The organism is Acinetobacter bereziniae, from assembly GCF_016576965.1.
Taxonomy (GTDB): domain Bacteria; phylum Pseudomonadota; class Gammaproteobacteria; order Pseudomonadales; family Moraxellaceae; genus Acinetobacter; species Acinetobacter bereziniae.
This window is the reverse complement of sequence record NZ_CP066119.1, coordinates 516,530-542,472: the sequence shown is the minus strand read 5'-3', so window position 1 is coordinate 542,472 and position 25,943 is coordinate 516,530. Positions and strand designations below refer to the sequence as shown.

At 40.1% G+C, this 25,943-nt stretch carries 32 protein-coding genes; 8 read left to right on the top strand and 24 right to left on the bottom strand.

Annotated elements, in window-relative coordinates; genetic code table 11:
- The first annotated feature begins 60 nt into the window (after window positions 1–60).
- The 6 genes from rnr (at window position 61) to I9192_RS02495 (ending at window position 6,674) form a co-directional block, all read left to right on the top strand.
- Window positions 61–2,505 carry a ribonuclease R gene (gene rnr, locus I9192_RS02520; protein ID WP_026040254.1) on the top strand — a complete coding sequence of 815 codons (2,445 nt, stop codon included), beginning with the start codon at window positions 61–63 and terminating at the stop codon, window positions 2,503–2,505.
- A 65-nt stretch (window positions 2,506–2,570) separates the two neighbouring features.
- Window positions 2,571–3,134, top strand: a complete 564-nt coding sequence (locus I9192_RS02515; protein WP_005034104.1) for a hypothetical protein — start codon at window positions 2,571–2,573, stop codon at window positions 3,132–3,134.
- 79 nt (window positions 3,135–3,213) lie between these two features.
- Window positions 3,214–3,840 carry a hypothetical protein gene (locus tag I9192_RS02510; protein ID WP_005034106.1) on the top strand — a complete coding sequence of 209 codons (627 nt, stop codon included), beginning with the start codon at window positions 3,214–3,216 and terminating at the stop codon, window positions 3,838–3,840.
- Between the two features lie 92 nt (window positions 3,841–3,932).
- The gene (locus tag I9192_RS02505; RefSeq protein WP_005034109.1) at window positions 3,933–5,960 is read left to right on the top strand and encodes a M3 family metallopeptidase; all 2,028 of its coding nucleotides are present in this window, start codon (window positions 3,933–3,935) and stop codon (window positions 5,958–5,960) included.
- A gap of 54 nt (window positions 5,961–6,014) precedes the next feature.
- On the top strand, window positions 6,015–6,224 hold the full coding sequence (locus I9192_RS02500) for a YheV family putative zinc ribbon protein (RefSeq protein WP_171064900.1): 210 nt from the start codon (window positions 6,015–6,017) through the stop codon (window positions 6,222–6,224).
- 15 nt (window positions 6,225–6,239) lie between these two features.
- The gene (locus I9192_RS02495; protein ID WP_005034111.1) at window positions 6,240–6,674 is read left to right on the top strand and encodes a hypothetical protein; all 435 of its coding nucleotides are present in this window, start codon (window positions 6,240–6,242) and stop codon (window positions 6,672–6,674) included.
- Window positions 6,675–6,741: 67 nt separating this feature from the next.
- Here I9192_RS02495 and I9192_RS02490 read toward each other — a convergent pair whose 3' ends face one another.
- Window positions 6,742–7,662, bottom strand: coding sequence for a DMT family transporter (locus I9192_RS02490; RefSeq protein WP_005034113.1), 921 nt, complete (start codon window positions 7,660–7,662; stop codon window positions 6,742–6,744).
- Between the two features lie 162 nt (window positions 7,663–7,824).
- Here I9192_RS02490 and I9192_RS02485 point away from each other — a divergent pair, with 162 nt between their 5' ends.
- Complete coding sequence (locus I9192_RS02485; protein ID WP_200150089.1) at window positions 7,825–8,604, top strand: AraC family transcriptional regulator; 780 nt, start codon at window positions 7,825–7,827, stop codon at window positions 8,602–8,604.
- 168 nt (window positions 8,605–8,772) lie between these two features.
- Here I9192_RS02485 and I9192_RS02480 read toward each other — a convergent pair whose 3' ends face one another.
- The 5 genes from I9192_RS02480 to I9192_RS02460 form a co-directional block, all read right to left on the bottom strand.
- Window positions 8,773–10,971: a TRAP transporter large permease subunit gene (locus I9192_RS02480; protein WP_004825161.1), complete on the bottom strand. Its 2,199-nt coding sequence runs from the start codon at window positions 10,969–10,971 to the stop codon at window positions 8,773–8,775.
- A 327-nt stretch (window positions 10,972–11,298) separates the two neighbouring features.
- Window positions 11,299–11,877, bottom strand: a complete 579-nt coding sequence (gene rrtA / locus I9192_RS02475) for a rhombosortase (protein ID WP_200150088.1) — start codon at window positions 11,875–11,877, stop codon at window positions 11,299–11,301.
- Window positions 11,878–11,952: 75 nt separating this feature from the next.
- Window positions 11,953–13,041: a hypothetical protein gene (locus I9192_RS02470; RefSeq protein WP_005034120.1), complete on the bottom strand. Its 1,089-nt coding sequence runs from the start codon at window positions 13,039–13,041 to the stop codon at window positions 11,953–11,955.
- A 574-nt stretch (window positions 13,042–13,615) separates the two neighbouring features.
- Window positions 13,616–14,014 (bottom strand): hypothetical protein, encoded by a 399-nt coding sequence (locus tag I9192_RS02465; protein WP_004825170.1) that lies wholly within the window; start codon window positions 14,012–14,014, stop codon window positions 13,616–13,618.
- Window positions 14,007–14,264: an FAD assembly factor SdhE gene (locus I9192_RS02460; protein ID WP_004825172.1), complete on the bottom strand. Its 258-nt coding sequence runs from the start codon at window positions 14,262–14,264 to the stop codon at window positions 14,007–14,009. The genes I9192_RS02465 and I9192_RS02460 overlap by 8 nt, the downstream gene beginning before the upstream one ends.
- A 180-nt stretch (window positions 14,265–14,444) precedes the next feature.
- Between I9192_RS02460 and I9192_RS02455 the strand changes: the two genes are divergently transcribed.
- Window positions 14,445–15,617 (top strand): acyl-CoA dehydrogenase family protein, encoded by a 1,173-nt coding sequence (locus tag I9192_RS02455; protein ID WP_005034122.1) that lies wholly within the window; start codon window positions 14,445–14,447, stop codon window positions 15,615–15,617.
- Window positions 15,618–15,734: 117 nt separating this feature from the next.
- Here I9192_RS02455 and I9192_RS02450 read toward each other — a convergent pair whose 3' ends face one another.
- The 18 genes from I9192_RS02450 to rplN form a co-directional block, all read right to left on the bottom strand.
- Window positions 15,735–17,228 carry a flavin-containing monooxygenase gene (locus I9192_RS02450; protein WP_004825174.1) on the bottom strand — a complete coding sequence of 498 codons (1,494 nt, stop codon included), beginning with the start codon at window positions 17,226–17,228 and terminating at the stop codon, window positions 15,735–15,737.
- Window positions 17,229–17,429: 201 nt separating this feature from the next.
- Window positions 17,430–17,795: a 50S ribosomal protein L17 gene (gene rplQ / locus I9192_RS02445; protein ID WP_004281488.1), complete on the bottom strand. Its 366-nt coding sequence runs from the start codon at window positions 17,793–17,795 to the stop codon at window positions 17,430–17,432.
- A gap of 18 nt (window positions 17,796–17,813) precedes the next feature.
- A complete protein-coding gene (locus tag I9192_RS02440; protein WP_004650465.1) occupies window positions 17,814–18,821 on the bottom strand; it encodes a DNA-directed RNA polymerase subunit alpha in 1,008 nt (335 codons plus the stop codon).
- Window positions 18,822–18,838: 17 nt separating this feature from the next.
- Entirely contained in the window at window positions 18,839–19,462 is a 624-nt protein-coding gene (rpsD, locus tag I9192_RS02435; protein ID WP_004825175.1) for a 30S ribosomal protein S4, read from the bottom strand.
- A gap of 12 nt (window positions 19,463–19,474) precedes the next feature.
- Window positions 19,475–19,861: a 30S ribosomal protein S11 gene (rpsK, locus tag I9192_RS02430; protein WP_001040166.1), complete on the bottom strand. Its 387-nt coding sequence runs from the start codon at window positions 19,859–19,861 to the stop codon at window positions 19,475–19,477.
- A 19-nt stretch (window positions 19,862–19,880) separates the two neighbouring features.
- A complete protein-coding gene (gene rpsM / locus I9192_RS02425) occupies window positions 19,881–20,237 on the bottom strand; it encodes a 30S ribosomal protein S13 (RefSeq protein ID WP_004825176.1) in 357 nt (118 codons plus the stop codon).
- 107 nt (window positions 20,238–20,344) lie between these two features.
- Window positions 20,345–20,461: a 50S ribosomal protein L36 gene (gene rpmJ, locus I9192_RS02420; RefSeq protein WP_000867907.1), complete on the bottom strand. Its 117-nt coding sequence runs from the start codon at window positions 20,459–20,461 to the stop codon at window positions 20,345–20,347.
- A 21-nt stretch (window positions 20,462–20,482) separates the two neighbouring features.
- On the bottom strand, window positions 20,483–21,802 hold the full coding sequence (secY, locus tag I9192_RS02415) for a preprotein translocase subunit SecY (RefSeq protein WP_171064902.1): 1,320 nt from the start codon (window positions 21,800–21,802) through the stop codon (window positions 20,483–20,485).
- A gap of 45 nt (window positions 21,803–21,847) precedes the next feature.
- A complete protein-coding gene (gene rplO / locus I9192_RS02410; protein WP_004825179.1) occupies window positions 21,848–22,288 on the bottom strand; it encodes a 50S ribosomal protein L15 in 441 nt (146 codons plus the stop codon).
- Between the two features lie 3 nt (window positions 22,289–22,291).
- Window positions 22,292–22,468: a 50S ribosomal protein L30 gene (gene rpmD / locus I9192_RS02405; protein ID WP_004825182.1), complete on the bottom strand. Its 177-nt coding sequence runs from the start codon at window positions 22,466–22,468 to the stop codon at window positions 22,292–22,294.
- 6 nt (window positions 22,469–22,474) lie between these two features.
- Window positions 22,475–22,972 carry a 30S ribosomal protein S5 gene (rpsE, locus tag I9192_RS02400; protein WP_004825184.1) on the bottom strand — a complete coding sequence of 166 codons (498 nt, stop codon included), beginning with the start codon at window positions 22,970–22,972 and terminating at the stop codon, window positions 22,475–22,477.
- 2 nt (window positions 22,973–22,974) lie between these two features.
- Window positions 22,975–23,325 carry a 50S ribosomal protein L18 gene (gene rplR / locus I9192_RS02395; protein ID WP_004725713.1) on the bottom strand — a complete coding sequence of 117 codons (351 nt, stop codon included), beginning with the start codon at window positions 23,323–23,325 and terminating at the stop codon, window positions 22,975–22,977.
- Between the two features lie 14 nt (window positions 23,326–23,339).
- A complete protein-coding gene (rplF, locus tag I9192_RS02390) occupies window positions 23,340–23,873 on the bottom strand; it encodes a 50S ribosomal protein L6 (RefSeq protein WP_004725711.1) in 534 nt (177 codons plus the stop codon).
- A 13-nt stretch (window positions 23,874–23,886) separates the two neighbouring features.
- Window positions 23,887–24,282, bottom strand: coding sequence for a 30S ribosomal protein S8 (gene rpsH, locus I9192_RS02385; RefSeq protein WP_004725709.1), 396 nt, complete (start codon window positions 24,280–24,282; stop codon window positions 23,887–23,889).
- A gap of 13 nt (window positions 24,283–24,295) precedes the next feature.
- Window positions 24,296–24,601 (bottom strand): 30S ribosomal protein S14, encoded by a 306-nt coding sequence (gene rpsN / locus I9192_RS02380; protein WP_004825185.1) that lies wholly within the window; start codon window positions 24,599–24,601, stop codon window positions 24,296–24,298.
- A 9-nt stretch (window positions 24,602–24,610) separates the two neighbouring features.
- Window positions 24,611–25,147, bottom strand: a complete 537-nt coding sequence (gene rplE / locus I9192_RS02375; protein ID WP_004825186.1) for a 50S ribosomal protein L5 — start codon at window positions 25,145–25,147, stop codon at window positions 24,611–24,613.
- Between the two features lie 16 nt (window positions 25,148–25,163).
- Complete coding sequence (gene rplX / locus I9192_RS02370; protein ID WP_004825187.1) at window positions 25,164–25,481, bottom strand: 50S ribosomal protein L24; 318 nt, start codon at window positions 25,479–25,481, stop codon at window positions 25,164–25,166.
- 11 nt (window positions 25,482–25,492) lie between these two features.
- Entirely contained in the window at window positions 25,493–25,861 is a 369-nt protein-coding gene (gene rplN / locus I9192_RS02365) for a 50S ribosomal protein L14 (protein WP_004725701.1), read from the bottom strand.
- Window positions 25,862–25,943: the final 82 nt, after the last annotated feature.

Here is a 25,943-nt window from a genome sequence, read left to right as displayed (position 1 = left end):
CGTGCAGTATTGCACGGTATGTCTTATGCTAATCCTATCTTCTGACTAGAAACCAAATACATCATGAAAAATTGGGTCGATCCTGAAGCCAAAGCTGAAGCTGAGCGTTACGACAATCCCATTCCAAGTCGTACGCTGATCTTAGAAATCATTGAGCAAAAACAAGAAGCATTGTCACATGCCGATCTTGTAGAACTGTTTGAAATTGTCGATCAAAAAAGTATAGATGCTTTAAGCCATCGTTTAAGTGCAATGGTACGTGATGGTCAGTTGATGAAAGATGGTTTTAAATATCAACTCATGGCAGATCAACCGACCCTTGATGCCACAGTTTATGTCAATGCAAAAGGCTTAGGGGTTGCCAGTCTGGATGGTAAAAAAGATGAATACTTGCTACCTGAGCGTGAATTACGCCAAGTCTTTCATGGTGACCGAGTAAAAGTTCAGCAAACCTCTGTAGACCGTAAAGGTAAAGCTTGGGGATATATCACCGAAGTGACTCAACGCCGAGTGAAGCAATTGATTGGTAAAGTTGCAGAATTTGATGGTGAGTACTTTATACAACCTGCCAATCCTAATGCACATCAACCCATTACCTTAGAAAAAGAACTCATTGAGCATGCCAAAGCCAAAGTGGGTGATGCTTTACGTGTAGAAATTGATGATTATCCTACACGGGACGAATTTGCCACAGGTCATGTGATTCAGTCCATGGCGGATAAAGCAGATACTGAAATTATCATCCCACAAACCATTTTAGAATATGGTTTACCTTATGAATTCCCAGAAGAAGTCATCAAAGAGGCTGAAGCTTATAAAGAACCTTCAGCAAAAGATCGACAAGGGCGTATAGATTTACGTGATTTGCCACTAGTCACCATTGATGGTGAAGATGCTCGTGATTTTGATGATGCCGTTTATGCTGAAAAGCGTGCAGGTGGTGGTTATCGTGTAGTCGTGGCTATTGCCGATGTCAGCCATTATGTGCGAATCGGTCAACCTTTAGATGATGAAGCACAAGAGCGCGGTACATCCGTGTATTTCCCTCATTATGTATTGCCCATGTTGCCTGAAGCGTTATCAAATGGATTATGTTCTTTAAATCCACATGTTGACCGTTTATGTATGGTCTGTGATTTAAATCTCAGCCGTGCAGGTCGTGTAACCAAATTTGAATTCTACCCATCGGTGATGCATTCAAAAGCAAGATTGACATACACTCAAGTTGCACAATACTTAGATGGCGACAGCAATTCGATTCCTGAAGATCGTGATGTGCGTAAATCTGTCAATACACTTTACCAATTATATGAAACATTAAAAGGTTTACGTGCACAGCGTCATGCAATGGAATTTGAAACCGTTGAAACGTATATGACCTTTGATGAATTAGGTGGAATTAAAGAGATTTTACCGCGCACTCGAAATGTTGCACACAAACTGATTGAAGAATGTATGTTGCTCGCCAACGTTGCCGCAGCAGAATATTGTCTAAAAAATGATGTACCAATGTTATACCGCGTACATGAGGCACCAGAGTTTTCTCGAATTCAGAAAGTCAAAGACTTCGTCAAGTTACTTGGTCTTAAATTTCCTGATCAGCCGACACAGGCGGACTATCAAGCTGTTATTGAAGCGACCAAAGATCGTATTGATGCGCCAAGTATCCATGCAGTGTTGTTACGTTCAATGATGCAAGCTTATTATGGACCAAAAAATGTAGGTCACTATGGTTTGGCTTATGAAGCATATACTCATTTTACCTCACCAATTCGTCGCTACCCTGACCTGCTCTTACATCGTGCGATTAAAGCCAGTTTAACCAACAAAAAGTATCCACTTTCAGGTGCGGCGTTAGAAGATGCAGGTGAACATTTCTCTGCAACTGAACGTCGTGCAGATGAAGCTTCTCGTTCTGTCACCTCATGGTTGAAATGTCACTATATGCAACAGCATTTGGGTGAAGAGTTTGTTGGTGTAATCAGCGCAACGGCTGAGTTTGGATTATTCATCACCTTAAAAGACTTGTATGTCGATGGTATGGTGCATGTCAGCCAGCTAGGCGATGATTATTTTGTTTACGATCAAATGAGCCAAACTTTAATTGGACAAAATCGTGGACAAGTTTTTGGTCTAGGTGATGAGGTGAAGATTAAGGTTGCTGGCGTCAATCTGGATGAGCGTAAGATTGATTTTGAGTTGTTGCAACAACTGTCTCATGCAGGTCGTGCGATTCGCAGTCGTGCTCCACGTGTTGCAAAACCAACAGCAAAAGAAGAAGTTTTCTCTGAGCGTCCAAACAAAGCTAAATCTGAATCTGATCGTTCAAATGTCAGTGAAGATGGAGAACGCCCCATTCGAAAGAAAAAAGCCAAAGGAAAACCCAGCTCTTACAGTAAAAAATCTGGAAAAAGTACTTCAACAAAGTCTGAAACAAAGACTAAAGATAAAGTGAAGAAAAAGGTAAAAAAGAAAAAGTCGAATGCGAAAGCAAAAGATGAATAATTTTTTAGGAAGCCTTACTTTGTAAGGCTTCTTTTGATTAATTGAGTCACTTTATCATTCAAAATATGCAAAATAAAAATATAAAATCTATTGTTTGTTTGATCTATATTTATATGCTCGTCAGTGCGATCTGGGTTAAATCAAATGCAAGCTTTTTACTTAACCCTAAGTTAGATATTGCATTATTGGTGCTTTGTGCAGTACTCACGATAATTGCTACAATTTTAATTTATGTTTTTAGAAAAAATATCAAACAAATTGATCCTTTAAATATAATTTATGATCCAGAAAAAGCTTTTAATTTATTATGGTTACCCCTACTTATTTTCTTTTTTATTGATTGCCAAGTTTCTGGAATTGTTCCTATAGCATATACCTCACTTTTGGGAGAACAGAAACTGATAAATGTTCAAACACATACCATTTATAAATCAAATCGCCGTAATTTTTTCACGTGTAATTATCAATTGGGTATCAATGATCATTCTAATGAATTTCTAAATCTCTGCATTTCAGAAGATTTCTATAACAAATTTAAGGATCAGCAAGAAATTCCGACTCAACTTATTGTCGTTGAGTCACCATTAGGCTCTTTAATTACTCACATTAAAGTATTTAGTCACGGATGATTCCATTCGTTAAAATTGAAATGTTCAATATGCGTTTACTCTATAATTATTAAATAAGAATAGCCCAAGAAGCAAAGTTATGAAAATTAAAACCACCATGTCACTTGCAACACTGTTACTCAGCTGTGTAGCTTCTGCTGAAACCATCACCTTTAAAACTCAAACGATTCCTTCAAAATACACAAACTTTTCAGGAACTATTCCTTTTATCCAAGGCAAAGGCTTTGAAAAAATCAATCAACAGATCCAGCAAGAACTTTTAGCAGATGAAACATCTCGAATTGATTTTAGTTCAGAGCAGGTTTATCAAAATCACGATTATTTAAGTATTCATATCCATTTAGAGATTGAAGGTGGTCGAAGTTATTATCGTGAAAAATACTATGTGATCGATTTAAAAAAGAAACAATTCGTGACTTTGCCACAATTACTCAAAAAATATCAATTGTCCGCAAGCCAAATTTCAAGTGAAATTGCCAAACAACTTGATCCATGTATTGAGCAACAAAAATCAGCAATCGCTGAGACTTGTGACAGCGCAGATCTGCAATATCTATATCGAGACTATGCAGAAGATCGAAAGATCATTGATCTAAAAAAAGCAGATGGTTTTTATCTGAACAAAGATATTTTAGGCATTAGTTTCGATGCTGGACCGTTTTCTGTACCTTTTGAATACAACATCAAAACCAAACAGTTAGACTAAGCACTGTGTTAATTTTATTGTTATACCTTGATTTCGCCACTTAAAAGCCCTACATCTATCTATAACTTTAGAATTGATATGGCATAAAGCATATGACATTAGAAAAGGCAACTTTGCCTATCCCCCAATTTGATCAAATCACCCTAGATCAACTTCAACACAATATTGAACAAGCCATTCAAAATGGTCAAAACTTTTTAAATGAATTGACTCAAGTTCCTGAAACGATTCAGCAACAACTTACCGTGATTGAAACGGTAGATACACTTGAAAACAATATGAGTGAATCTTGGGGAATTTTGTCACACCTCAATGCGGTCATGAACAATGCCGAAACACGCGAAGTGTATCAAGCCTTATTACCAAGCCTCAGCGAATACTACACTCAGCTTGGTCAACATGTTGCTTTGTTCCAGACTTATCAAAATGTCTATGACAACTCAATTTTTGCTGACTTATCAGCAGCTCAACAGAGTGCAATTAAACTCGCGCTTCGAGACTTTAAGCTTTCAGGTGTCGCTTTAGAAGGTCAAGCCAAAAAACGCTATGCTGAAATTTCAGCACGTCTATCACAACTCTCGTCAGACTTTTCAAATCATGTTTTAGACTCGACCCAAGCATATAGTAAAGTTTTAACGACAGAACAGTTAAAAGGTTTACCGCAAAGTAGCATCGAATTGCTCAAACAATATGGACAGCAACGTGAGTTAGACCAACCTGTTGCTACTTTAGATATTCCATCCTATTTGGCGATCATGACCTATGCTGATGATCGGGCTTTACGTGAAGAGCTTTACCATGCCTACGTAACACGTGCATCTGATCAAGCAATTGACACACAGTTTGACAATGCGCCGGTCATGGTTGAAATCCTGAGCTTACGTCAGGAAATGGCAAAGCTTTTAGGTTTTGACAATTATGCTGAATATTCACTTGCATCAAAAATGGCACCCGATGTTGCCACTGTAGATCAATTTCTTGTGGATTTAGCAGAACATGCGCGCACTCCAGCATTAAAAGAAGTTGATGAACTCAAAGCCATCGCCCAACAAGATGGTATCGATGAACTGAAAGCCTGGGACAGTACCTATTATTCTGAGAAACTTAAAGTTCAACAGTTCAATCTTTCTCAAGAAGATTTAAAACCTTACTTTCCTGCACCTAAAGTCATTCAAGGCTTATTCAATATTGTAAAACGCTTGTATGGTATCCAAGTGATTGAGCGTGAAGCTCCACTTTGGCATAAAGATGCACACTACTATGAGCTAGAAGATCAAGGGACTGTAATAGGTGGATTCTATTTTGACCTTTATGCCCGCAATGGTAAACGTGGTGGTGCATGGATGAGTGGCTTCCGGTCACGTATGCAAACCGAAACAGGTTTACAAAAACCAATTTGCTATATGGTTGGAAATTTCACCCCTCCTGTAGGTAATCAACCTGCGTTATTAACACATGATGAAGTGAATACCTTATTCCATGAGTTTGGTCATGGCTTACATCACATGTTAACCGAAGTGGATAATATCGCAGTTGCAGGAACACACGGTGTGGCTTGGGATGCAGTTGAATTACCAAGTCAATTTATGGAGTTTTGGACTTGGGACCGTGAAAGTTTAGCTTTAATCAGTGAACATATCGAATCTAAAGATACACTGCCCGATCACCTGCTTAAAGCATTGTTGGATGCACGTTTCTTCCAATCAGGTATGCAAACGTTACGTCAAATCGAATTTGCTTTATTTGACTTAACCATTCACAAGCTCACTCCTGCACTGAATGCAGAACAGATCCAAGCGACTTTAGATGATATTCGACATAAATATGCAGTGTTAGCGACTGCACCTTATAACCGTTTCCAAAATGGGTTCAGTCATATTTTTGCAGGAGGTTATGCTGCAGGCTATTATTCCTACAAATGGGCTGAAGTTTTAGCCAGTGATGCTTTTGACCGTTTTGAAAATGAAGGTGTTTTTAACACCCAGACTGGTCAAGAATTTCGTAAGGCAATTCTTGCAGTTGGCGGAAAAGATACAGCACTTGACGCATTTATCAATTTCCGTGGTCGTGAGCCAAAAATAGATGCATTATTGCGTCATCAAGGTTGGACGAATAGCTAAAAAAACGCTTAAACTAACGGTCAAAATTGTTTAAAGTGTGGTGGGTGTATGAATATTAAACGTCGTTTCATTGCTGGTGCAAAATGTCCGAAATGTGAAGCGATGGATCGTATTGTAATGCTCACCCAAGGCGATGCTGAATGGATTGAATGCATCGAGTGTGGTTACTCTGAAAATCGCCCTACTCATGTAGATGCGCCTGAAGAGCCAGCCATACCTGATGAAATTGGGGTGATTCAATTCAAGCCTCGCTCTTCAAAATAAATTGGATCTTATAAAATGTATGTAGAAGAAAGAAATAATTCAAAATTAATGTGGATCATTGCAGGTGGCTTAATAGCGGTTATTTTATTAATTGCAGGTTTTTTCTGGTTGAATCATTCATCTGAAACGGCACAAAATAATGAGCAAATTCATCAAACTGCACCTACCAAAAAAGTACCAGAAACTGCTCCAGTTACCGCACAGCCCGCTGAGCAAAGCGCTTCTGCAGCCAATGTGGAATTAGTCAATGAAACGATTTTAAAAGATAAAGTCCCAGAGAATGCCAGTTTGGCAAAAGAGGAAGTTGCCAAGTTAGAAGACATTCAAAAACAATTGGATGATCAACAGCAGAACCTCACCTCTCAACATGCGGATGCAGATCAATTGATTAAGTTGAAAGAAGAGCAAATTAAAATATTAGAACAACAACTTGCTACTCAAAAGCAATAAAGCGGTGGATTCATAAAAACCTAAACAAACACACTGTTTAGGCTTTTTTATGGTCAATAAAATACATTTAAAGTGAGTCGAGTGACTGTTTATTTCGTTTGCCCCATTGAATCGGTTTTTGCATCATTTGTGCCAATAAAATTCCACACAATGTCAGACCACCACCAACCAAATGGAAAACTTGCAGCTGTTCTCCGAGCAACGCCACTGCAATTAAAGCAGTAAAAATCGGCAATAAATTCATAAAAATACTATTCTTATTCGGTCCTAAATGCCTTACCCCCTCAATCCATAAATAAGACAACAAAATAGACGAGAAAATGCTGGCATATAAAATTAAAGGAATGGTGTGTTGATTCAACTGCATTTGAGAAGCAGGTAAAAAAATGGAAAAAGGTAAAACATATAGGATTGCAAAAGTAGACATCACAAAATTTGCTTGCCAAGCAGGGATCGGCATTTTCCAACGCTTTAACAGAACACCATATAGCGCATAACCGATTGATGCAATAAGCATCAAGGCATCACCAAGATGCATACGTTGAGTAAACACCTGAGCAATATGTCCATGACTCAATAAGTACAAAATACCATAAAAAGATAATAAGCCCCCGATCACCAAACCATAACTCATCTGATCTTTTAAAATCCAAGTACTTAAAATAATTGTCAATAAGGGAATCAGCGCTGTGACAATCGACATATTGGTTGCAGTCGTGGTAGCAGCAGCCTGATAAGATAAAAACTGAAATAATGAGACTGATAGAAAGCCACCTAAAGCCAAGTGCTTCCAGTATTGAGCAATGACTTTACGATTTTTCCATGTCGGAATCAGAACAAAAGTACTCATCACAGCCAATGCAAAGACCAATCGATAAAATGTAATCGCTATCGGTGAAATCGCATGACTCGCCATTTTGGACACAATGACATTTCCAGCCCAAAACAAAATGGCAAACAAGGGATAGAAATATGCTTTTTGGAACATAAGCTTCTGCCTATACAGAAAGAAGCAATCATGTTAAAAAATATTGATTTCGGGCTTGTACGACAAAATGACAAAAATTATCGAGAAAAGGACATTTTATTTATGATAGGCACAGGGTCATGTTGAAAATAAAACCAAACATTCAAATATGGGGGTAGGTCGTTGGGCAATAATTACGATCATGGATTTTTAGATTATCCTGTATATGCATTTACAGAAAACTATAGTCACGGTCATGTAGAAGATTGGCACAGCCATGATCGAGTTCAGCTCATTCATACGCTTACGGGTGTAATTCGAGTACAAACCACAGAGGGAACTTGGGTTACACCTCCTGGACGTGGTGTATGGATTCCTGCCTATCAGCTTCATGCCTTACACATCAGTGGTGATGTACAAGCCTATGGCGTATTTATCGAGCCTGATGCACGTGATCAATTGGTGAATCATTGTCGTGTCGTGAGTATTTCTCCCCTGCTCAAAGAGTTGATTCGTCATGTCATGCAGATTCAAAGCCCAATTCAGCCACACAGTCGAGAGCAGCGATTACTTGAGTTGATTTTAGATGAAGTGGCTCTACTAAATGTACTGCCTTTTAATTTGCCCGAACCGCAAAATATTAAACTGCAAAAACTCTGCGTTGCTATTAAAAATGATCTGGCTCAGGATTGGAGCTTAGCACATGCCGCAGCACTTTTGCATATCAGCCCCAAAACCCTTACACGACATTTTCAAAAAGAAACCCAAATGCATTTTAGTCATTGGGTTCGCCAAGCCCGCTTGATGCAAGCAATGATTGATCTCGCAATGAATAAGTCAATTTTCAATGTTGCTTTAGATTTAGGTTATGACAGTGCAAGTGCTTTTAGTGCCATGTTTAAACGAGAGACCAGTTTAACGCCCAGTGAATATATTCAACAATTTCAGTCTGACTCACTCTAAACACGGTCATCAAGTTTTAGCACAATCATCGACATATCGACTACAGCTATTTATAAATGTTCGCTTTAACTTTTTTGCTCAAATATATCAGCACTTAAAAGCTGTAATTTCTCCACATAATACATACCATCAAAAAAAGCGCCCTAAGGCGCTTTTTAATTGTGGTCATTACTTCGCACTATACCAATCAAATAGATTAAATAAGTAAGGTGCATAGGTCACGATCATTAAGGCAGAGAACAAGACCACGATTGGTAAGATCCAACGCTCATAACGATAATAGAAGCTGGTATATTTTGCTTTCGCTTCAGCGTCAGCGGCGGCGACTTCAGCATCGCCCACAGAGAGCCTCGTCAGCAAATGATTCAGTGCAACTGGTGGCGTCACATAACCGAACTCGAATGCAACCAATACAATCATCCAGAAGTGGATTGGATGGATACCATTATCAAATGCAACTGGCGCAATCGTTGCAGCAACAAGAATCACCGCACCGAATGGATCTGTTGTCATCCCGATCATTGCAAGCAATAACGCCATAAAGCCAAGCGTTACCAAGATACTGCCCAGATGCGTTGGAACCATGGTCACGATTTCGCTACGCTCAATCAAACCACCCACACTTGCAGACAATGCCATCAGGATAATCAGTGCACCAATATGTCCTACACTCTCAGAGGTCGCAAAACGAATCGCACTGCGGAAACCACGCTTAGTTTCTGCGGTATCTCCATGCTCACGTAAGTACTCTGAATTCTTTTCATGTTCCAGTGCAAGTGCTTTATTTGGATTTTCCGGAATTGGTAATTTATTGCCAAATAATTTATCAAACAAAATAAATGCCAACAGCATGATTGGAAGAATAACAGGTGCAGTAAACTCATCCATTTGCGTGTCTAAACCGAACTTATAGAAGCCGATCACAACTGCAACAATCAAAATATATGGGATCACAGGTAAAAATGCGCGCAACATACCTGGAACTGCAACTTTTGGTGAGTTAATGCGGAATTTATTCTCTGCAAGGAACAATGACACCCCGAGGAAAATAAATGCAGTTAACCAGAATACATAGATACCGTGATCAAATAATTCATCAGAAGTGACATGGCGGCTATCAAGCATCGAAATTAAAATCACCAACAGACATGGACGTAATACCACACCCAATGAACCTGACATTGCTGAAACAGCCAATGCATATTGACGGCGTGCACCAGAATTCCATACTTCTTTATAGATGATCGCACCCGCGGCAACAACGAAGATACCCGATGCGCCAGTATAGGCTGTAGGAATTGCAGCACCAATCAAAATGATCCAAGTCAATGTTTCTGGCGCCAAGTTCCAAGGGCGTAAAATCGCCAAGAACAAGTCCATGACTCGGGTTTGAGTCAGTAACATCCCCGCCCAAATGAACAGCGCTAAGTTCAGGAAGATATTAGAGAACTCAGTCAATAAGCCAAGGTAAATCCCTTGTCCCATTGGATAGTCCATAAAGAATGTAAAGGCAATACCCGTTACAATCGCCATGAAGGCATATAAAGGAATGCTGAGCAGTGCTAGTCCAAAATTCCCACCTTCTTCGGCTGTTTCAGGTGTGCGGAATAATTTATACAGGCTAATCACGGTGAGGACGGTAAATAGAATCATCCACAACCAGTAGACACCGATGGTTTCCAGTGTAGATTCTACACCTGAGTTTTGTACGGAACGATACTGGCTAATTACCGAGAAACTGAGCAATGCATTACCAAGCACCATTGCAACGTTATAAACTTTAAAATCAAGTTTGGTTCGTGCAGGGCGTAAACCAATATGATGCATTTTTAATGATGCTGTGATTGCAGCAATCACCACCATCAAAATTAAAATCAGGACGCGATGTTCAGAGCCCCATTTCAATATCCAGAAAAAGCCCGTTTCCATTGAACGATAAGTACGAATGGATGGATGATCTTCCATATGCTTCATTGACTTATCATAGAACGCATATTTTTGTTCACAATCAGTCTGGGCTGAAACAAATGACGCTCGGACATCTGCCTCAGGTGTTAACCCGAAAAACGCAGCATCAGGATCACTGGCTTCCTGTTGCATTTTTTCTTTTACCAGCTTATCGATGTCTAGATTGCGATCACATGAAGGTTGTTTTGGTTCGGCACGTAAAAAGGAATATTGCATTCCTATTTTTTCGTCTCCATACAGGCGTTCGCCTAAACGGAGCATTTGCCCATGGATCATATCCCCTGTCCCAATAATCAAGGTCAGCAGGAGTAGAATAAGGATGGAAAAGGTTGAGAACCACTCATTCCAGAGATAACTGAGTAGACCTAATCCCGATCTATTATTTACAGGTTCTTGCATTGTTATTCCAGTTTTAAAACCACTATGCAATTGCTTGCATAACTTATCTTTATTATTAGGTCAGAGGTAAAATCCTTTACCAATACCCATTCCTATCGGTACATCTTAAATTTGCCGTAATTTTCCTAGAAAAAACATGACAAAGATTAATTTTTTTGGCGACCTTTTTGTCAACTCACCTCTAAATTTATAATTTAATATGAGAAAAAATCAGTGTTTATCTATTATTCTTACTAAAATACGCTGAATGCCTGAAGAATCAAGAACAAAAGCAGATCAAAATTAATCAATTGTAAGAAGTTAATATTTTTGTCTCCCCTTATAATATTACTTATTCTTTAAAACATTAAAATGAAAAACCAAAGTTAAAATTGAACAAATACTGCCAAAAATGACACCTAGTAAATGAGCCTGCGTCAATACAGGATGACCAATCAATTGTTCTGTTTGTAGAGCGCCAAAGCGATATTCACAAGCTATTTTTCCAAGGATGAGTAAGAGTAGCAATACAGCAAATTTACGTTCATGCGGTTGTTGCAAACTTACAATTGCACCAAAAATAAATAAACCATGCAAAACACCTGACAAGCCTGCATAAGCGAAAATCTGAGGATAAAACAGGTAAAAACAAAGACTGAGTAAAGGTGATAAAACCAGCAATAATAAGATTAAGACTTTTTGTTGAATGTTGGGAAATAGCAAAGGGAGACATGCCAAAGCCAACACATTTAAGCCATAATGAATCCATCCCACATGTACCCAATGCCCTGTCCACCAACGCCAAGGTTGAGTCAGAAATAAGTCTGATTGATAAATCAAGGCATTTTGAAAAAGCTGAAGAACTGCAAAAAAAGTGATGCTTAAACCAATAAACCAAAAATTCTCATTATGCTTCTGTTGGACCATGCGACACCATAAAAAAGAAGAGCTATTGCTCTTCTTTGATTCTAACCAATCTATTCATTAGAAAGAAAATGAATATTATGGATTATTTGCGGGTTCTTCTGTAGATGGAGCAGGATCTTCTGTTGGCGCAGGTAAGTCATTGAATAACTCGTCATCACCAGAAGAAGCTTGTTCATCCCAGAAAGTAGACATACCATCATCTGGCGCACGTACACCTGTATTTTCAGTCCAGTAACGATCTGCGATACCTTGGATCATCTGACCTGCCATACCATCTAACAATCTAAATTCAGGGTTAACAGGCTTATCATCAGCACGAGATGCAGCATAAGCTTTTAACGCAGATCGCAATTTTGCGTCATCACCGCTGGCTTGAGCAGCCACAGCATTCATTGCAAATGCCAAACGAACGCCTTTTTGTTCTGCAATTTGCATAGATTGTTGTAAGGTTTGTGTCGGATCTGGCTTACCATCTCCTGCACCTGGTAACAATATCCAAATTACAGCACGGGTCGCCATTGGCGCACCCCAGAATTTGTTATTGTCTAAACAAGTCATACCACGTTCAACAATTGCAGCAATATCTTTAGGCACATTCACTGCACCGCCAGAGTTAATATCATTGGTCATAGCCTGCAAGCCACTCAATAAACCAATGAGATAGATTGTTTGATCTAAGTCCTTACGCATGGTTGTACAAGAGTCACCCAAGGTATATTTATATTTGGCTTGCCAACGTTCTGCAAATAACTGATAACCCGTGTATTGGCGTTCTGCTGCCAATGCTGCCCAGCGCTTTTGTTCTACACGCGCATCTTGCGCTTCTGTGACTTTACCGTCTTTGGAAGCACGTAAATATCTGAGTTCAGCATCCAAGGCGCGATTTTCTGCACACATTCCCGCAGCGGAATAGAGTAATACTGCCATACGGGTTGGATCTGCCCCCATATCTTTAGTTGCCATGATTGCTGGAGTTAATGCATTGCCAGAATTACAAGCCATATCAGTATCATTTCCCGCCAAAATTGGTGGAACGATATGCTTTTCACTAAATCCAAGTGCAACATTGGCACCTGATTTAACGACATATGAGCATCCTGATAATACAGACGAAGCAATCACAGCGGTCAGCATCAATTGACCAAATTTACGGGCCTTAGACATACTCCTGTCCTCTATATAATTGTGTTTATATCCTTTTTAAATAACAATATCAGATGCATTCTCTGAATAAAAGAGTAATTGCTCTAATTCTATCTGAACAATTTGACAGACTTCGTTGTGTATTCAATTGACCTGATCTTTTTTTTATAGAAATTTTAGGCAAAAAAAAGTAGCATTGCGACGGTTCAGCACATGCTACTTATTAAAAGGTAAACTCTATTGAGAGAGCTTATTGGTTTTAAACTTACTCGCGTTAACTTTGTTATCGTGAGCCTTTTCAATCTGTTCCCTCAGCATAGTTCCTAGTCTTCCAAATATAATTGCAAGCATGATTGCAACCACTAAGAACCAAAACGTATGAATTTCACCCATTTGGAAATTCCTCCTCGCTGTTGGTTTTTTTAATTTACAGGTAGAAGTATGTTTTTGAAGAGATAATTGTCAGACAATTGCTGAATTGCACAATTTTTTATCCTTTTGGTCTAACAATGTGAACTAGATTGCCATTTTTTTAATTAAGAAATTGTTTTATCAGGATTAAATTTAACTTTAAAAATTTATATTTGTTAGACAATTATTGAAGTTTGACCCGAGATTTCAAAGATTTCCACGCCAAAATACTCATTTGATCCTGCCAAATAATCAAATTCGCATGTTTTTTTTCATTAAAATACACCACAACATAAAAACTATGATCAATCATGTGTTTGATCTGCACATGCTTTGCTTGTTGTAAATCCGTATATTGAATCACCCATTCAGCTAAATCCAATTGTGCCAAACTTTTTACCTGCCGATGTTTTCTCAACCATTTTAAACTGAGTAATCCCAACAACAGTAACAACAAACACAACCAAATATTCAAAATTTTCAGCCACAGAATAAACATCAATGCTAGGCATAAAAGCTGAAAACCCAGTGCAATCCGACTGGGTCTTAATTCATATCGCTGATGTTGACTTGATTCAGCCATGAACATAATGTTTTAACTTATTGATCAATACTCTTAACTCTGGACGTGGTGGTTCAGAAACCTCCATAAACCAATCGAGTAGGTCTGGATCTTCTTGATCAACCAATTCTTTAAATAAGGCTTTTTCTTGTGCATCCGCTTGTAAGTAATATTGTTTTACATAAGGGTCAAAATAAACATCAATCTCTTTTAGACCACGACGTGCGCGATAAATCACCTTACGCTCTTCTAAACTCATTTCTTCTGACATTTTTTACCCCAATGATTCAGTTCTGGCTTAGTTTACCTTATTCAACATTAATTTCGCGCTAAATTCTTTGAAATGACCAAATTCATCATTTAAAAATAAGTTTTGAGCATTCATCTCATTGCGGCAATTCGACATTTCACCTAATTTCAACTCACTAAAACTCATATGGATATTATAAAAATGCAATCAGGTGCAATTCGACCTCTAAGCAATATGTTGCCACGCCAATTATTTAATTCAGATCACGAGGCTTTTCGTGAAACTGTACGAAAATTTTATGAAAAAGAAGTTGTACCGAATATTGCAAAGTATGAGCAACAACAACATGTCGACCGTGACTTGTGGAATAAGGCTGGTGAGCTGGGTTTACTTTGTGCAACCATGCCTGAAGAATATGGTGGTTATGGAGTAGATCGCCTATACAGCATGATCTTAATTGAAGAACAAGCCTATGCGATGGATTCTTCAACTGGCTTTTCTCTACATTCAGATATCGTTGCCAACTATATCAATAATTTTGGTAATGAAGCGCAAAAGAAACATTGGTTGCCTAAAATGGCATCTGGTGAAACCGTCACTGCAATTGCAATGACTGAACCGGGTACTGGATCTGACTTGCAAGGTGTTCGCACTACAGCCGTTCTGGATGGTGATGAATATGTCATCAATGGTTCTAAGATATTTATTACCAATGGCTATCTTTGTGATATGGCAATTGTGGTCTGTAAAACAGGCAATTCTGATAAAGGTTCGGCAAACCTATCCTTAATTATCGTTGAAGCAGACCGTGCTGGATTTACCAAAGGCAAACCCCTCAATAAAATTGGGATGAAAGGTCAAGACACTTGTGAATTGTTCTTTGAAGATGTACGAGTCCCGAAAGAAAACCTTTTGGGTATGGAAGGTATGGGCTTCATCATGCTAATGAAAGAGTTGGCTTGGGAACGTATGTTGGTGGCAATTATTTGTCAGGCGGGTGCAGAAGCCGCACTGGCGCATACCGTTCAATATACCAAAGATCGTAAAGCCTTTGGTAAACCGATTGGTGCATTTCAGAATACCCGTTTCAAACTTGCAGAAATGCGCACAGAAATTGATTTCTGCCGTGCTTATCTTGATCGTTGTATGGAATTACAACTTCAAGGAAGCTTAGGGGTCGATGCTGCAGCAGCGGCAAAATATAAAATTTCTGAACTATTTTCAAATGTTGTCGATGAATGTCTACAATTGCATGGTGGCTATGGCTATATGATGGAATATCCAATTGCTCGTGCATATATTGATAATCGTGCAAATCGGATTTATGCAGGCACCAATGAAATTATGAAAGAACTCATTTCACGCTCCTTATAATTGAAATGTTCTGATCAAGGAGCTCCGGCTCCTTTTTCTGTAGCCAAGCTTTTTATAATTAAATTTTATCATCACATAAAAAAGGAGCTTATGCTCCTTTTTTATTTCTAAATTAAATTAGGAAACCAGTTTAGGCTTTTTTGCTGTTTGCGCTTCACGTTTGTGAAACTTTAAAACCCCATCATCAAACTTGGCATTTTTAAGCTCTTTACGATCTGCAAGATAATTATTGGTCACTTTCCAAGGCGCATGCTTACCTTGTTTTGGCATAACATCCGCAGCACGTGCGATATAGCCCGAGCTTAAGCTACCCATCACAGTATCTTCCATCAACTCTGTTGCATCACCTTGAGGAATCACTTCATCATAGCCTTTCTTGTCCATATAATTGACCAGACGACAGATATATTCAGCTGCAATATCAACTTTCAATGTCCATGATGCGTTGATATAACCAATAATCATCGCCATGTTTGGCACATCGCTGACCATTACACCCTGATACAACATATGTTGAGAGGTATTCATTGGCTTATTATCAATAGTAGCTTTAATACCACCTAAAATTTGAATTTCTAAACCGGTTGCCGAAACAATGATGTCTGCATCTAAATGCTTACCAGACTTGAGCTGAATACCTGTTTCAGTGATTCTTTCTATATGATCGGTTTCCACACTGGCTTTACCTGAACGTAAGGTTTTAAATAAATCACTGTCTGGAACAACACATAGACGTTGATCCCAAGGATTATAACTAGGTGTAAAATGCTTAATATCTGTTGTTGAGCCTTTTAACTGACGTTCAATTCGATTCAGTAAAAAACTTCTAACAATTTTTGGTTGGCGCTGTGCCAAAGCATATAAACCACGTTGAATGCCAATGTTACGTGCGCGAGTCAATTTATAGGCAATATCTTCTGGTAAAACTTTACGCATCTTGTCATAAACAAAATCAACAGATGGAATAGAGGCAATATAAGTCGGTGATCGTTGTAACATGGTCACATGACCTGCTCCACCTTTAGCCATTGCAGGAACTAAAGTAATGGCAGTTGCACCACTACCAATAATCACTACTTTTTTACCTGTGTAATCTAAGTTTTCTGGCCAAAATTGTGGATTAACGAATTCACCTTTAAAATCATTTTTACCTGGATAGTCGGGTTGATACCCTTGATCGTAATTATAATAACCCGTACAGCCAACTACGAAGTTTGCGACCCAAGTTTGTAATTTTTGATTTTCATCTTCGATTTCTACAATCCATTTTTTGATTGAAGAATCATAATTTGCAGTACGCACACGATGATTAAAATGAATTTTATCTTTTAACTTAAACTCTTCAACAACTTCTGCAACATAGCCTTTGATTGATGCGCCATCAGCTAATACATTGGCTTTTTGCCATGGTTTAAAATTAAAACCAAATGTAGACATATCTGAGTCAGAGCGAATACCAGGATATTTAAATAAATCCCACGTACCACCGAAGCTTGCACGACGTTCAATAATTTCAAATGAACGTTGTGGCGAGTTTTTAGAAAGATGTGCAGCAACACCGATACCAGAGATACCTGCGCCAACGATAAGAATATCAACTTGCTTTTCCATGTTCTTTTTATAACCTTTTTAAGAGTACATTTTTATTAAAGCATAAATTTGACAATACGCAATGTCAAGTTTGAATTTTTCTGACGAAATTCATGTCAATTGAGGACAAATTTAAAAAATTGTCTAACAATACAGGCACAAAAAAAGGTCGGTGAAATACCGACCTTTTTCGAACAACCGATTGTTCTATGACGTAAGTAATTAGTTTACTTCACGATCCACAAGCTCTACATAAGCCATCGGCGCAGCATCACCTGCACGGAAACCAGCTTTAAGAACACGTAGATAACCGCCGTTACGTTCTTTGTAACGAGGGCCAAGAACGGTAAATAATTTACCAACTGTTGCTGCTGAACGAGTACGAGCAAACGCTAAACGACGGTTTGCTACAGTATCGTTTTTAGCTAAAGTGATTAAAGGCTCAGCTACACGACGTAACTCTTTTGCTTTAGGCACAGTTGTTTTGATTAACTCGTGCTCAAACAAAGAATTCGCCATGTTTTGGAACATCGCTTTACGATGGCTGCTGGTACGGCCTAATTTCACACCACTATTACGATGACGCATGGTGATAGTCCTACTTAATTAACGGCTACGATAGGCGAAACGATCGTCCATACGGAGACTAGCTGGTGGCCAGTTCTCTAAACGCATGCCGAGCTGTAAGCCCTTAGAAGCCAGAACATCTTTGATCTCAGTAAGCGATTTTTTACCAAGGTTAGGAGTTTTAAGCAACTCAACCTCAGTACGCTGTACTAGATCACCAATGTAGTAAATATTTTCTGCTTTCAAACAGTTAGCAGAACGAACAGTAAGCTCTAGATCATCAACTGGACGAAGCAAGATTGGATCAACTTCTTCACGTGGCTCTTGAGCAACTGGAGCTTGATCTTTCTGAAGATCAACAAAAATTGCAATTTGTTGTTGCAAGATTGTTGCCGCTTTGCGGATCGCTTCTTCAGGATCTACTGTTCCATTTGTTTCAAGATCAATGATCAGCTTATCAAGGTCAGTACGTTGTTCTACACGAGCGTTTTCAACTGTGTAAGACACACGTTTGATTGGGCTATAAGAAGCATCTAACTGTAGACGACCTACAGGACGCGTTTCACCTTCAGGGAAACGTGAGTCAGAAGTTTCATAACCACGACCTTGAGAAACTTTCAAGCGCATTTTTAATGAGCCTGAAGCACTTAAAGTACCGATCAAATGTTCAGGGTTAACCACTTCAACATTATGCGGTAAGCGAAGATCAGCAGCAGTTACATCGCCAGGACCTTGCTTTTCCAATGTTAAATATGCTTCGTTTTGATCGAACAGCTTAATAGACAATCCTTTTAGGTTCAGCAAGAGCTCGACGATGTCCTGCTGCAAGCCTTCTAAAGTACTGTACTCGTGCTCGACACCCTCTATTTCAACTTCTACCACAGCAGCGCCAGGTAAAGAAGACAATAGGATGCGACGTAAAGCATTACCAAGAGTATGACCGAAGCCACGCTCTAATGGTTCAAGAATCACTTTTGCCGAGGTCCCGCTTGCCGCTTCGACCTTGATCGCTTGCGGAGTTAGAAACTCGTTTGCAGTACGCGTCATTATTGCTACCTCAAGGATTATTTAGAATACAATTCTACAATCAAGCTTTCGTTGATTTCAGCAGGTAAATCAGAACGATCAGGTGCAGCTTTAAATGTACCTTCAAGTTTTGAATGATCTACGTCAATCCAAGCAGCTGTGCCACGTTGAGCAGCTAATTCAATTGCGTTTTTGATACGTAATTGTTGTTTAGCGCTTTCGTGAACTGCAATCACGTCACCCGCTTTAACTTGGATAGACGCGATGTTAACACGACGACCATTTAAAGTGATTGAACGGTGAGATACCAGCTGACGAGCTTCTGCACGTGTAGAACCAAAACCCATGCGATAAACAACGTTATCGAGGCGGCTTTCAAGCAATTTCAACAAGTTTTCACCAGTTGCGCCTTTAACACGAGCAGCTTCTTTGTAGTAATTACTAAATTGACGCTCTAAAACACCGTACATACGACGTACTTTTTGTTTTTCACGTAATTGTAGTGAATACTCAGATTGTTTAGCACGGCTTTGGCCATGTTGACCAGGAGCTTTAGCAGATTTTTTTGTTTTGACGTCAAAAGGTTTAACGCCAGATTTTAATTGCAGGTCTGTCCCTTCGCGGCGAGAGAGTTTGCATTTTGGACCAATATAACGAGCCATGAATGTTTCTCCTTACACGCGACGTTTTTTAGGTGGACGGCAACCGTTGTGCGGAATCGGAGTCACATCGGTAATGCTGTTAATTTTATAACCCACTGCACCTAATGCACGAACCGCAGATTCACGACCTGGACCAGGACCTTTAACAAGGACGTCCAAGTTTTTCAAACCGTAATCTAAAGCAGCTTTACCAGCAACTTCAGCAGCTACCTGAGCAGCAAACGGAGTTGATTTACGTGATCCACGGAAGCCTTGTCCACCTGAAGTAGCCCAAGCCAATGCATTACCTTGACGATCAGTAATCGTAACAATGGTGTTATTAAAAGAAGCGTGAATGTGTGCAACACCTTCAGAGACGGTACGAGTGACCTTCTTGCGTGTGCGAGTATCTTTAGCCATCTTTTAGCTTCCAGAAATCTTATTTCTTAATAGGTTTGCGCGGACCTTTACGGGTACGTGCGTTAGTTTTGGTGCGTTGTCCACGAACAGGCAAGCTGCGACGATGACGAAGACCGCGGTAGCAGCCTAAATCCATTAAACGTTTAATGTTCATGGAAATTTCGCGACGTAAGTCACCTTCGGTAGGAACCTTAGCAACTTCAGCACGAATCGCATCAAGCTGAGCGTCATCTAATTCACGGATTTTAGTCGTAGTTGCAATACCAGCAGCAGCTAAGATGCTCTTAGCAGTGTGGCGACCAATACCAAAAATATACGTGAGAGAGATAACAGCATGCTTGTTATCCGGAATGTTTACACCGGCAATACGAGCCATTCAAATTTCTCCAAAAAGGCAGTAGAGATAATCAACCGCCCCACAAAAATCTTGAGGGGCGGATAATAACCTAATTAGCCTACTGAAATCAACAGGTCTTAATTAAATTAACCTTGACGCTGCTTATGACGAGGTTCTGCGCTGCAAATTACGCGAATAACCCCATTACGACGGATAACTTTACAGCTACCACAAATTTTCTTTACAGAAGCTTGTACTTTCATGATGAAACCTTCTAAGTGCGCTTATCCCTTAGGATGAGCAGTCGTTTTTCTCATTAACGATTGATTGTCATATTGATGCGAAGTGAGATGGGCTTGAAGCTGAGCCATAAAGTCCATCACAACCACAACCACGATAAGCAATGAGGTACCACCCAAATGGAATGGAATACCGAAAGAGCTTTGTAAAATCATCGGCATTAAACAGATGACCGTGATATAGATTGCACCAATAAACGTCAAACGATTAAGAATATGATCTAAGTAACGAGCAGTTTGCTCACCTGGGCGAATACCAGGTACGTAAGCTCCACTGCGTTTCAAGTTCTCTGATACTTCTTTCGGGCTAAATACAAGCGCCGTATAGAAATAACAGAAAAAGATAATTAACGCACCGAAGAGCACTAAATACAACGGTTGTCCAGGCGATAATACCAATGCCAAATCTTGTAGGCTACGTTTTACAATTCCTGCATTTGGATCAGCACTGCCTAACCATTGTCCTAAACTTGCAGGGAACAACAATAACGAACTTGCGAAAATTGCTGGAATTACCCCTGCCATGTTGATTTTCAATGGCAAATGCGTTTGCTGTGCAGTAAATACACGACGACCTTGCTGTTTTTGTGCATAGTTTACAGGTATGCGACGTTGAGCTTTCTCAATAAACACAATTGCGGCTAAAACAGCAACTGATAGCAATCCAAATACAGCCAAACCAATAAGACTGGATTGACCATTATCTACCGAAGTAAATGCTTGAATCACTAAGTTCGGTAAACCAGCAACAATACCTGCAAAGATAATCATTGAGATACCATTACCGACACCACGTTCAGTAATCTGCTCACCTAACCACATCAGGAACATAGTACCTGCAACCAACGATGTTAGTGCTGGAACGTAAAAAGCCAGTCCTGAAGTCAAAGTAATCCCTTGACTAATCAGACCAGCACACATCCCGATACCTTGAACCAATGCAAGCAATAGAGTGCCGTAACGCGTATATTGATTGATCTTACGCTTACCTTGCTCGCCTTCTTTCTTCAATGCTTCTAACGAAGGAACCACTGTAGACATTAACTGCACAATAATGGATGCAGAAATGTATGGCATGATCCCCAACGCAAGAATGGACATTCGTTCTAATGCTCCACCCGAGAACATATTAAACAAACCTAAGAAAGTACCTTCATTAGCTTTGAAAAAACGTTCTAGAGCAACATTATCAATACCTGGCAGCGGAATATGCGCTCCTAGTCGAAAGACCACCAATGCGCCAATCAAGAACATTAATCGGCGAATAATTTCACGGTATTTCACGTGAAATGGCTGACCTTTCATCATGTTAACATGACCTGTAGAACTAGGAGACATAGTCACTCGCGATTACTCCTCGACTTTACCGCCAGCAGCTTCAACAGCAGCTTTAGCGCCTTTAGTCAATGCAACACCTTGAACAGTGAATGCACGAGTGATTTCACCAGAAAGAACGACACGAGCACGTATCATATCTTTACGTACTACATTCGCAGCTTTCAAAGTTTCAAGTGAAACGATATCACCTTCAACTTTAGCAAGTTCAGACAAACGTACTTCAGCAGTTTTCAAAGCCAATTGGCTTGTGAAACCGAATTTAGGTAAACGACGATATAACGCAGTTTGACCACCTTCAAAGCCTGGACGAACGCCACCGCTTTTACGTGATTTTTGACCTTTGACACCACGGCCACCAGTCTTACCAACGCCAGAACCGATACCACGGCCTAAACGACGGTTTTCACGTTTTGCACCTTCAGCAGGTGCAAGCTCATTTAAACGCAGAGTCATGGCTTATTCCTCTACACTAACCATATAGTAGACTTTGTTGATCATACCACGGTTAGAAGGAGTATCTACCACTTCTACTGTATGACCAATACGACGCAGACCTAAACCTTGTAGGCAAAGTTTGTGATTTTTCAAACGATGCGAAGAAGATTTAGTCTGGGTAACTTTAATCGTTTTCATGATTGATTACCCTAAAATTTGTTCTACTGAAAGACCACGTTTCGCAGCAACTTTCTCAGGAGAAGTCATATCACGCAAACCGTTAAAAGTCGCGTTTACAACGTTAGCTGCGTTAGTAGAACCATAGCACTTCGTCAATACGTTACGTACACCAGCAGCTTCTAAAACCGCACGCATAGAACCACCAGCGATTACGCCAGTACCTTCTGATGCAGGTTGCATGTAAACACGGCTAGCGCCATGACGAGCATTAATAGGATGTTGTACAGTACCATCAACAAGATCAACAGTGATCATGTTGCGGCGTGCAGCTTCAAGTGCTTTAGAAATAGCAGCTGGAACTTCACGCGCTTTACCGCGACCAAAACCTACACGACCATTACCATCACCCACAACAGTTAATGCTGTGAAAGAGAAGATACGACCACCCTTAACAACTTTGGCTACACGATCAACGGCAACCAGCTTTTCAACAAGACCTTCGTTTTGTTCAACTTTAGCCATGATTAGAACTCCAAGCCGTTTTCACGAGCAGCATCAGCCAAGGCTTTGATACGACCATGATATTTAAAACCAGAACGGTCAAATGCAACTTTAGTTACACCAGCAGCTTTTGCACGTTCTGCGATTAAAGCACCTACTTTAGTAGCTGAATCTACATTACCAGTAGTTCCGCTACGTAAAGATGCATCCAAAGTAGAAGCTTGCGCTAATACTTTGCCACCATCTGCAGAAATAACTTGAGCATAGATGTGACGCGGCGTGCGGTTTACACACAAACGAGTCGCACCCAATGCACGAATGTGCAAGCGTGTGCTTTTCGCACGACGCAAACGGGATTGTTTCTTTTCGTTCATAAGAACCTCGCGCCTTATTTCTTCTTAGCTTCTTTACGAAGTACAACTTCGTCAGAATAACGAACACCTTTACCTTTATAAGGCTCTGGCGGACGATAACCACGGATTTCTGCAGCAACTTGACCTAACAATTGCTTGTTAGCTGATTTCAAAATGATTTCAGTAGCAGTCGGAGTTTCAGCAGTTACACCTTCTGGAAGAGCGTAATCGATTGGATGAGAATAACCAAGGTTAAGGTTTACAACAGTACCTTTAACCGCAGCTTTATAACCAACACCGATCAGTTGTAACTTACGTTCGAAGCCTTCGTTAACACCTTTAACAAGGTTATTAAGAACAGCGCGAGCAGTACCAGCTTGCATCCAAGAATCACGAGATTCTTTAACTGGAGCAATATGAAGTTGACCTTCTTCCTGTTTAAGCTCGACCAGCGCATGCAGGTTGAAAGACAACGTACCTTTGCTGCCTTTCACTTCGACCTGCCGGCCGTTCTGAGTAACTGCTACACCGTTAGGTACAGTTACTGGGGCTTTAGCCACACGAGACATGAGGAATCACCTATTAAGAAACAAAAGCAATAACTTCACCACCAACGCCCGCAGCACGTGCAGCGCGATCAGTCATGATGCCTTTGCTTGTAGAAACAATTGCAATACCTAAACCTTGCTTAACGCTCGGAAGTGCATCTTTACCGCGATACTGACGTAGACCTGGACGGCTTACGCGCTTCACAGTTTCGATAACTGGTTTGCCTTCAAAATATTTTAAAGTAATTGTCAAAGTAGCTTTGCCTTCAAGATCAGCAACTTCTACATTTGAAATGTAACCTTCTTGTTGAAGTACGTTTGCAATTGCAACTTTCAACTTAGAATTAGGCATAGAAACAGTTTGTTTCTTTGCCATTTGTGCGTTACGAACACGAGTTAACATGTCGGCAACGGTATCTTGCATACTCATTTATAGTCGCTCCTTACCAGCTTGCCTTAACAACGCCCGGTACATCACCTTGCATTACTGTGTCACGTAATTTGTTACGGCTTAAACCGAACTTACGGAAGTAACCATGAGGACGACCAGTTAAACCACAACGGTTACGAAGACGTACTGGAGACGCATTACGTGGTAATGCTTGTAACTTCATCATCGCTTCGAAACGTTCTTCATCAGAAGCATTTACGTTTGCAATTGTTGCTTTTAATTCAGCACGTTTTGCAGCGTATTTAGCAACTGTAGCTTCGCGTTTCAATTCGCGATTAATCATACCTTTCTTAGCCATATCGACCTCTTATTTGAACGGGAAGCCGAATGCACGGATTAGCGCACGGCCTTCGTCATCGGTGCGAGCAGTCGTAGTGATAGTAATATCCATACCACGAATACGATCGATCTTATCAAAATCGATTTCAGGGAACATGATTTGTTCCTTGAGACCCATTGAGTAGTTACCACGACCATCGAATGATTTCGCAGAAAAACCGCGGAAGTCACGAATACGAGGAATCGCAATAGAGATCAAACGATCTAAGAATTCGTACATTTGTTCGCCGCGTAAAGTTACTTTACAACCAATCGGCCAACCATCACGGATTTTAAAACCAGCGATTGATTTACGCGCTAATGTAAGAACTGGTTTTTGACCAGCAATAGCTTGCATATCCGCCAAAGCGCCATCTAACAATTTCTTGTCAGCTGAAGCCGCACCAACACCCATGTTGATGGTGATTTTAGTGATGCGAGGAATCTCCATCACATTAGCCAAACCAAGTTCTTCTTTTAACTTAGCTCGGATTTCGTCGTTATAACGTGTTTTAAGTCTGGCCATAGCCTATTTCAACCTATTACTTCGCTACCGCCACTGATTCACCATTTGATTTGTAAACGCGAGTTTTCACGCCTTCAATCACTTGGTAACCAACACGGTCAGCCTTTTGGGTTGTAGCATTTAAAATTGCCACGTTTGAAATATGAAGCGAAGCTTCTTGTGTAACGATAGCGCCTTCAGCACCTGTTGCACGGTTCGGCTTTTGATGCTTCTTAACTAAATTAAGGCCTTCAACCTTAACTTGGTCATTTGAAACAGACAAAACAGTACCCTGTTTGCCTTTTTCTTTACCTGCGATCACAATTACTTGATCGCCTTTTCTAATCTTAGCCATGATTGCCTCTATTATAGAACTTCAGGAGCCAATGAAATGATTTTCATGAACTGTTCAGTACGAAGTTCACGAGTCACTGGTCCGAAAATACGAGTGGCAATCGGAGCCTTGTTGTTGTTCAAGATAACTGCAGCATTATCATCGAAACGGATCACAGAACCGTCTGGACGACGAATACCGAATTTAGTACGAACTACAACTGCATTCATCACGTCGCCTTTTTTAACACGACCACGCGGAATTGCTTCTTTTACAGTAACTTTAATAATGTCGCCAACAGAAGCATAACGACGATGTGAACCACCAAGTACTTTAATACATTGTACGCGGCGAGCACCACTGTTGTCTGCTACGTCTAGCATACTTTCGGTCTGAATCATTGCCCTACTCCAAAACCGAGCATCACCGGTCGCAATTTCGAAAGGCTCAAAGAGTACTCGAAATTGACCGATGATGCAACAA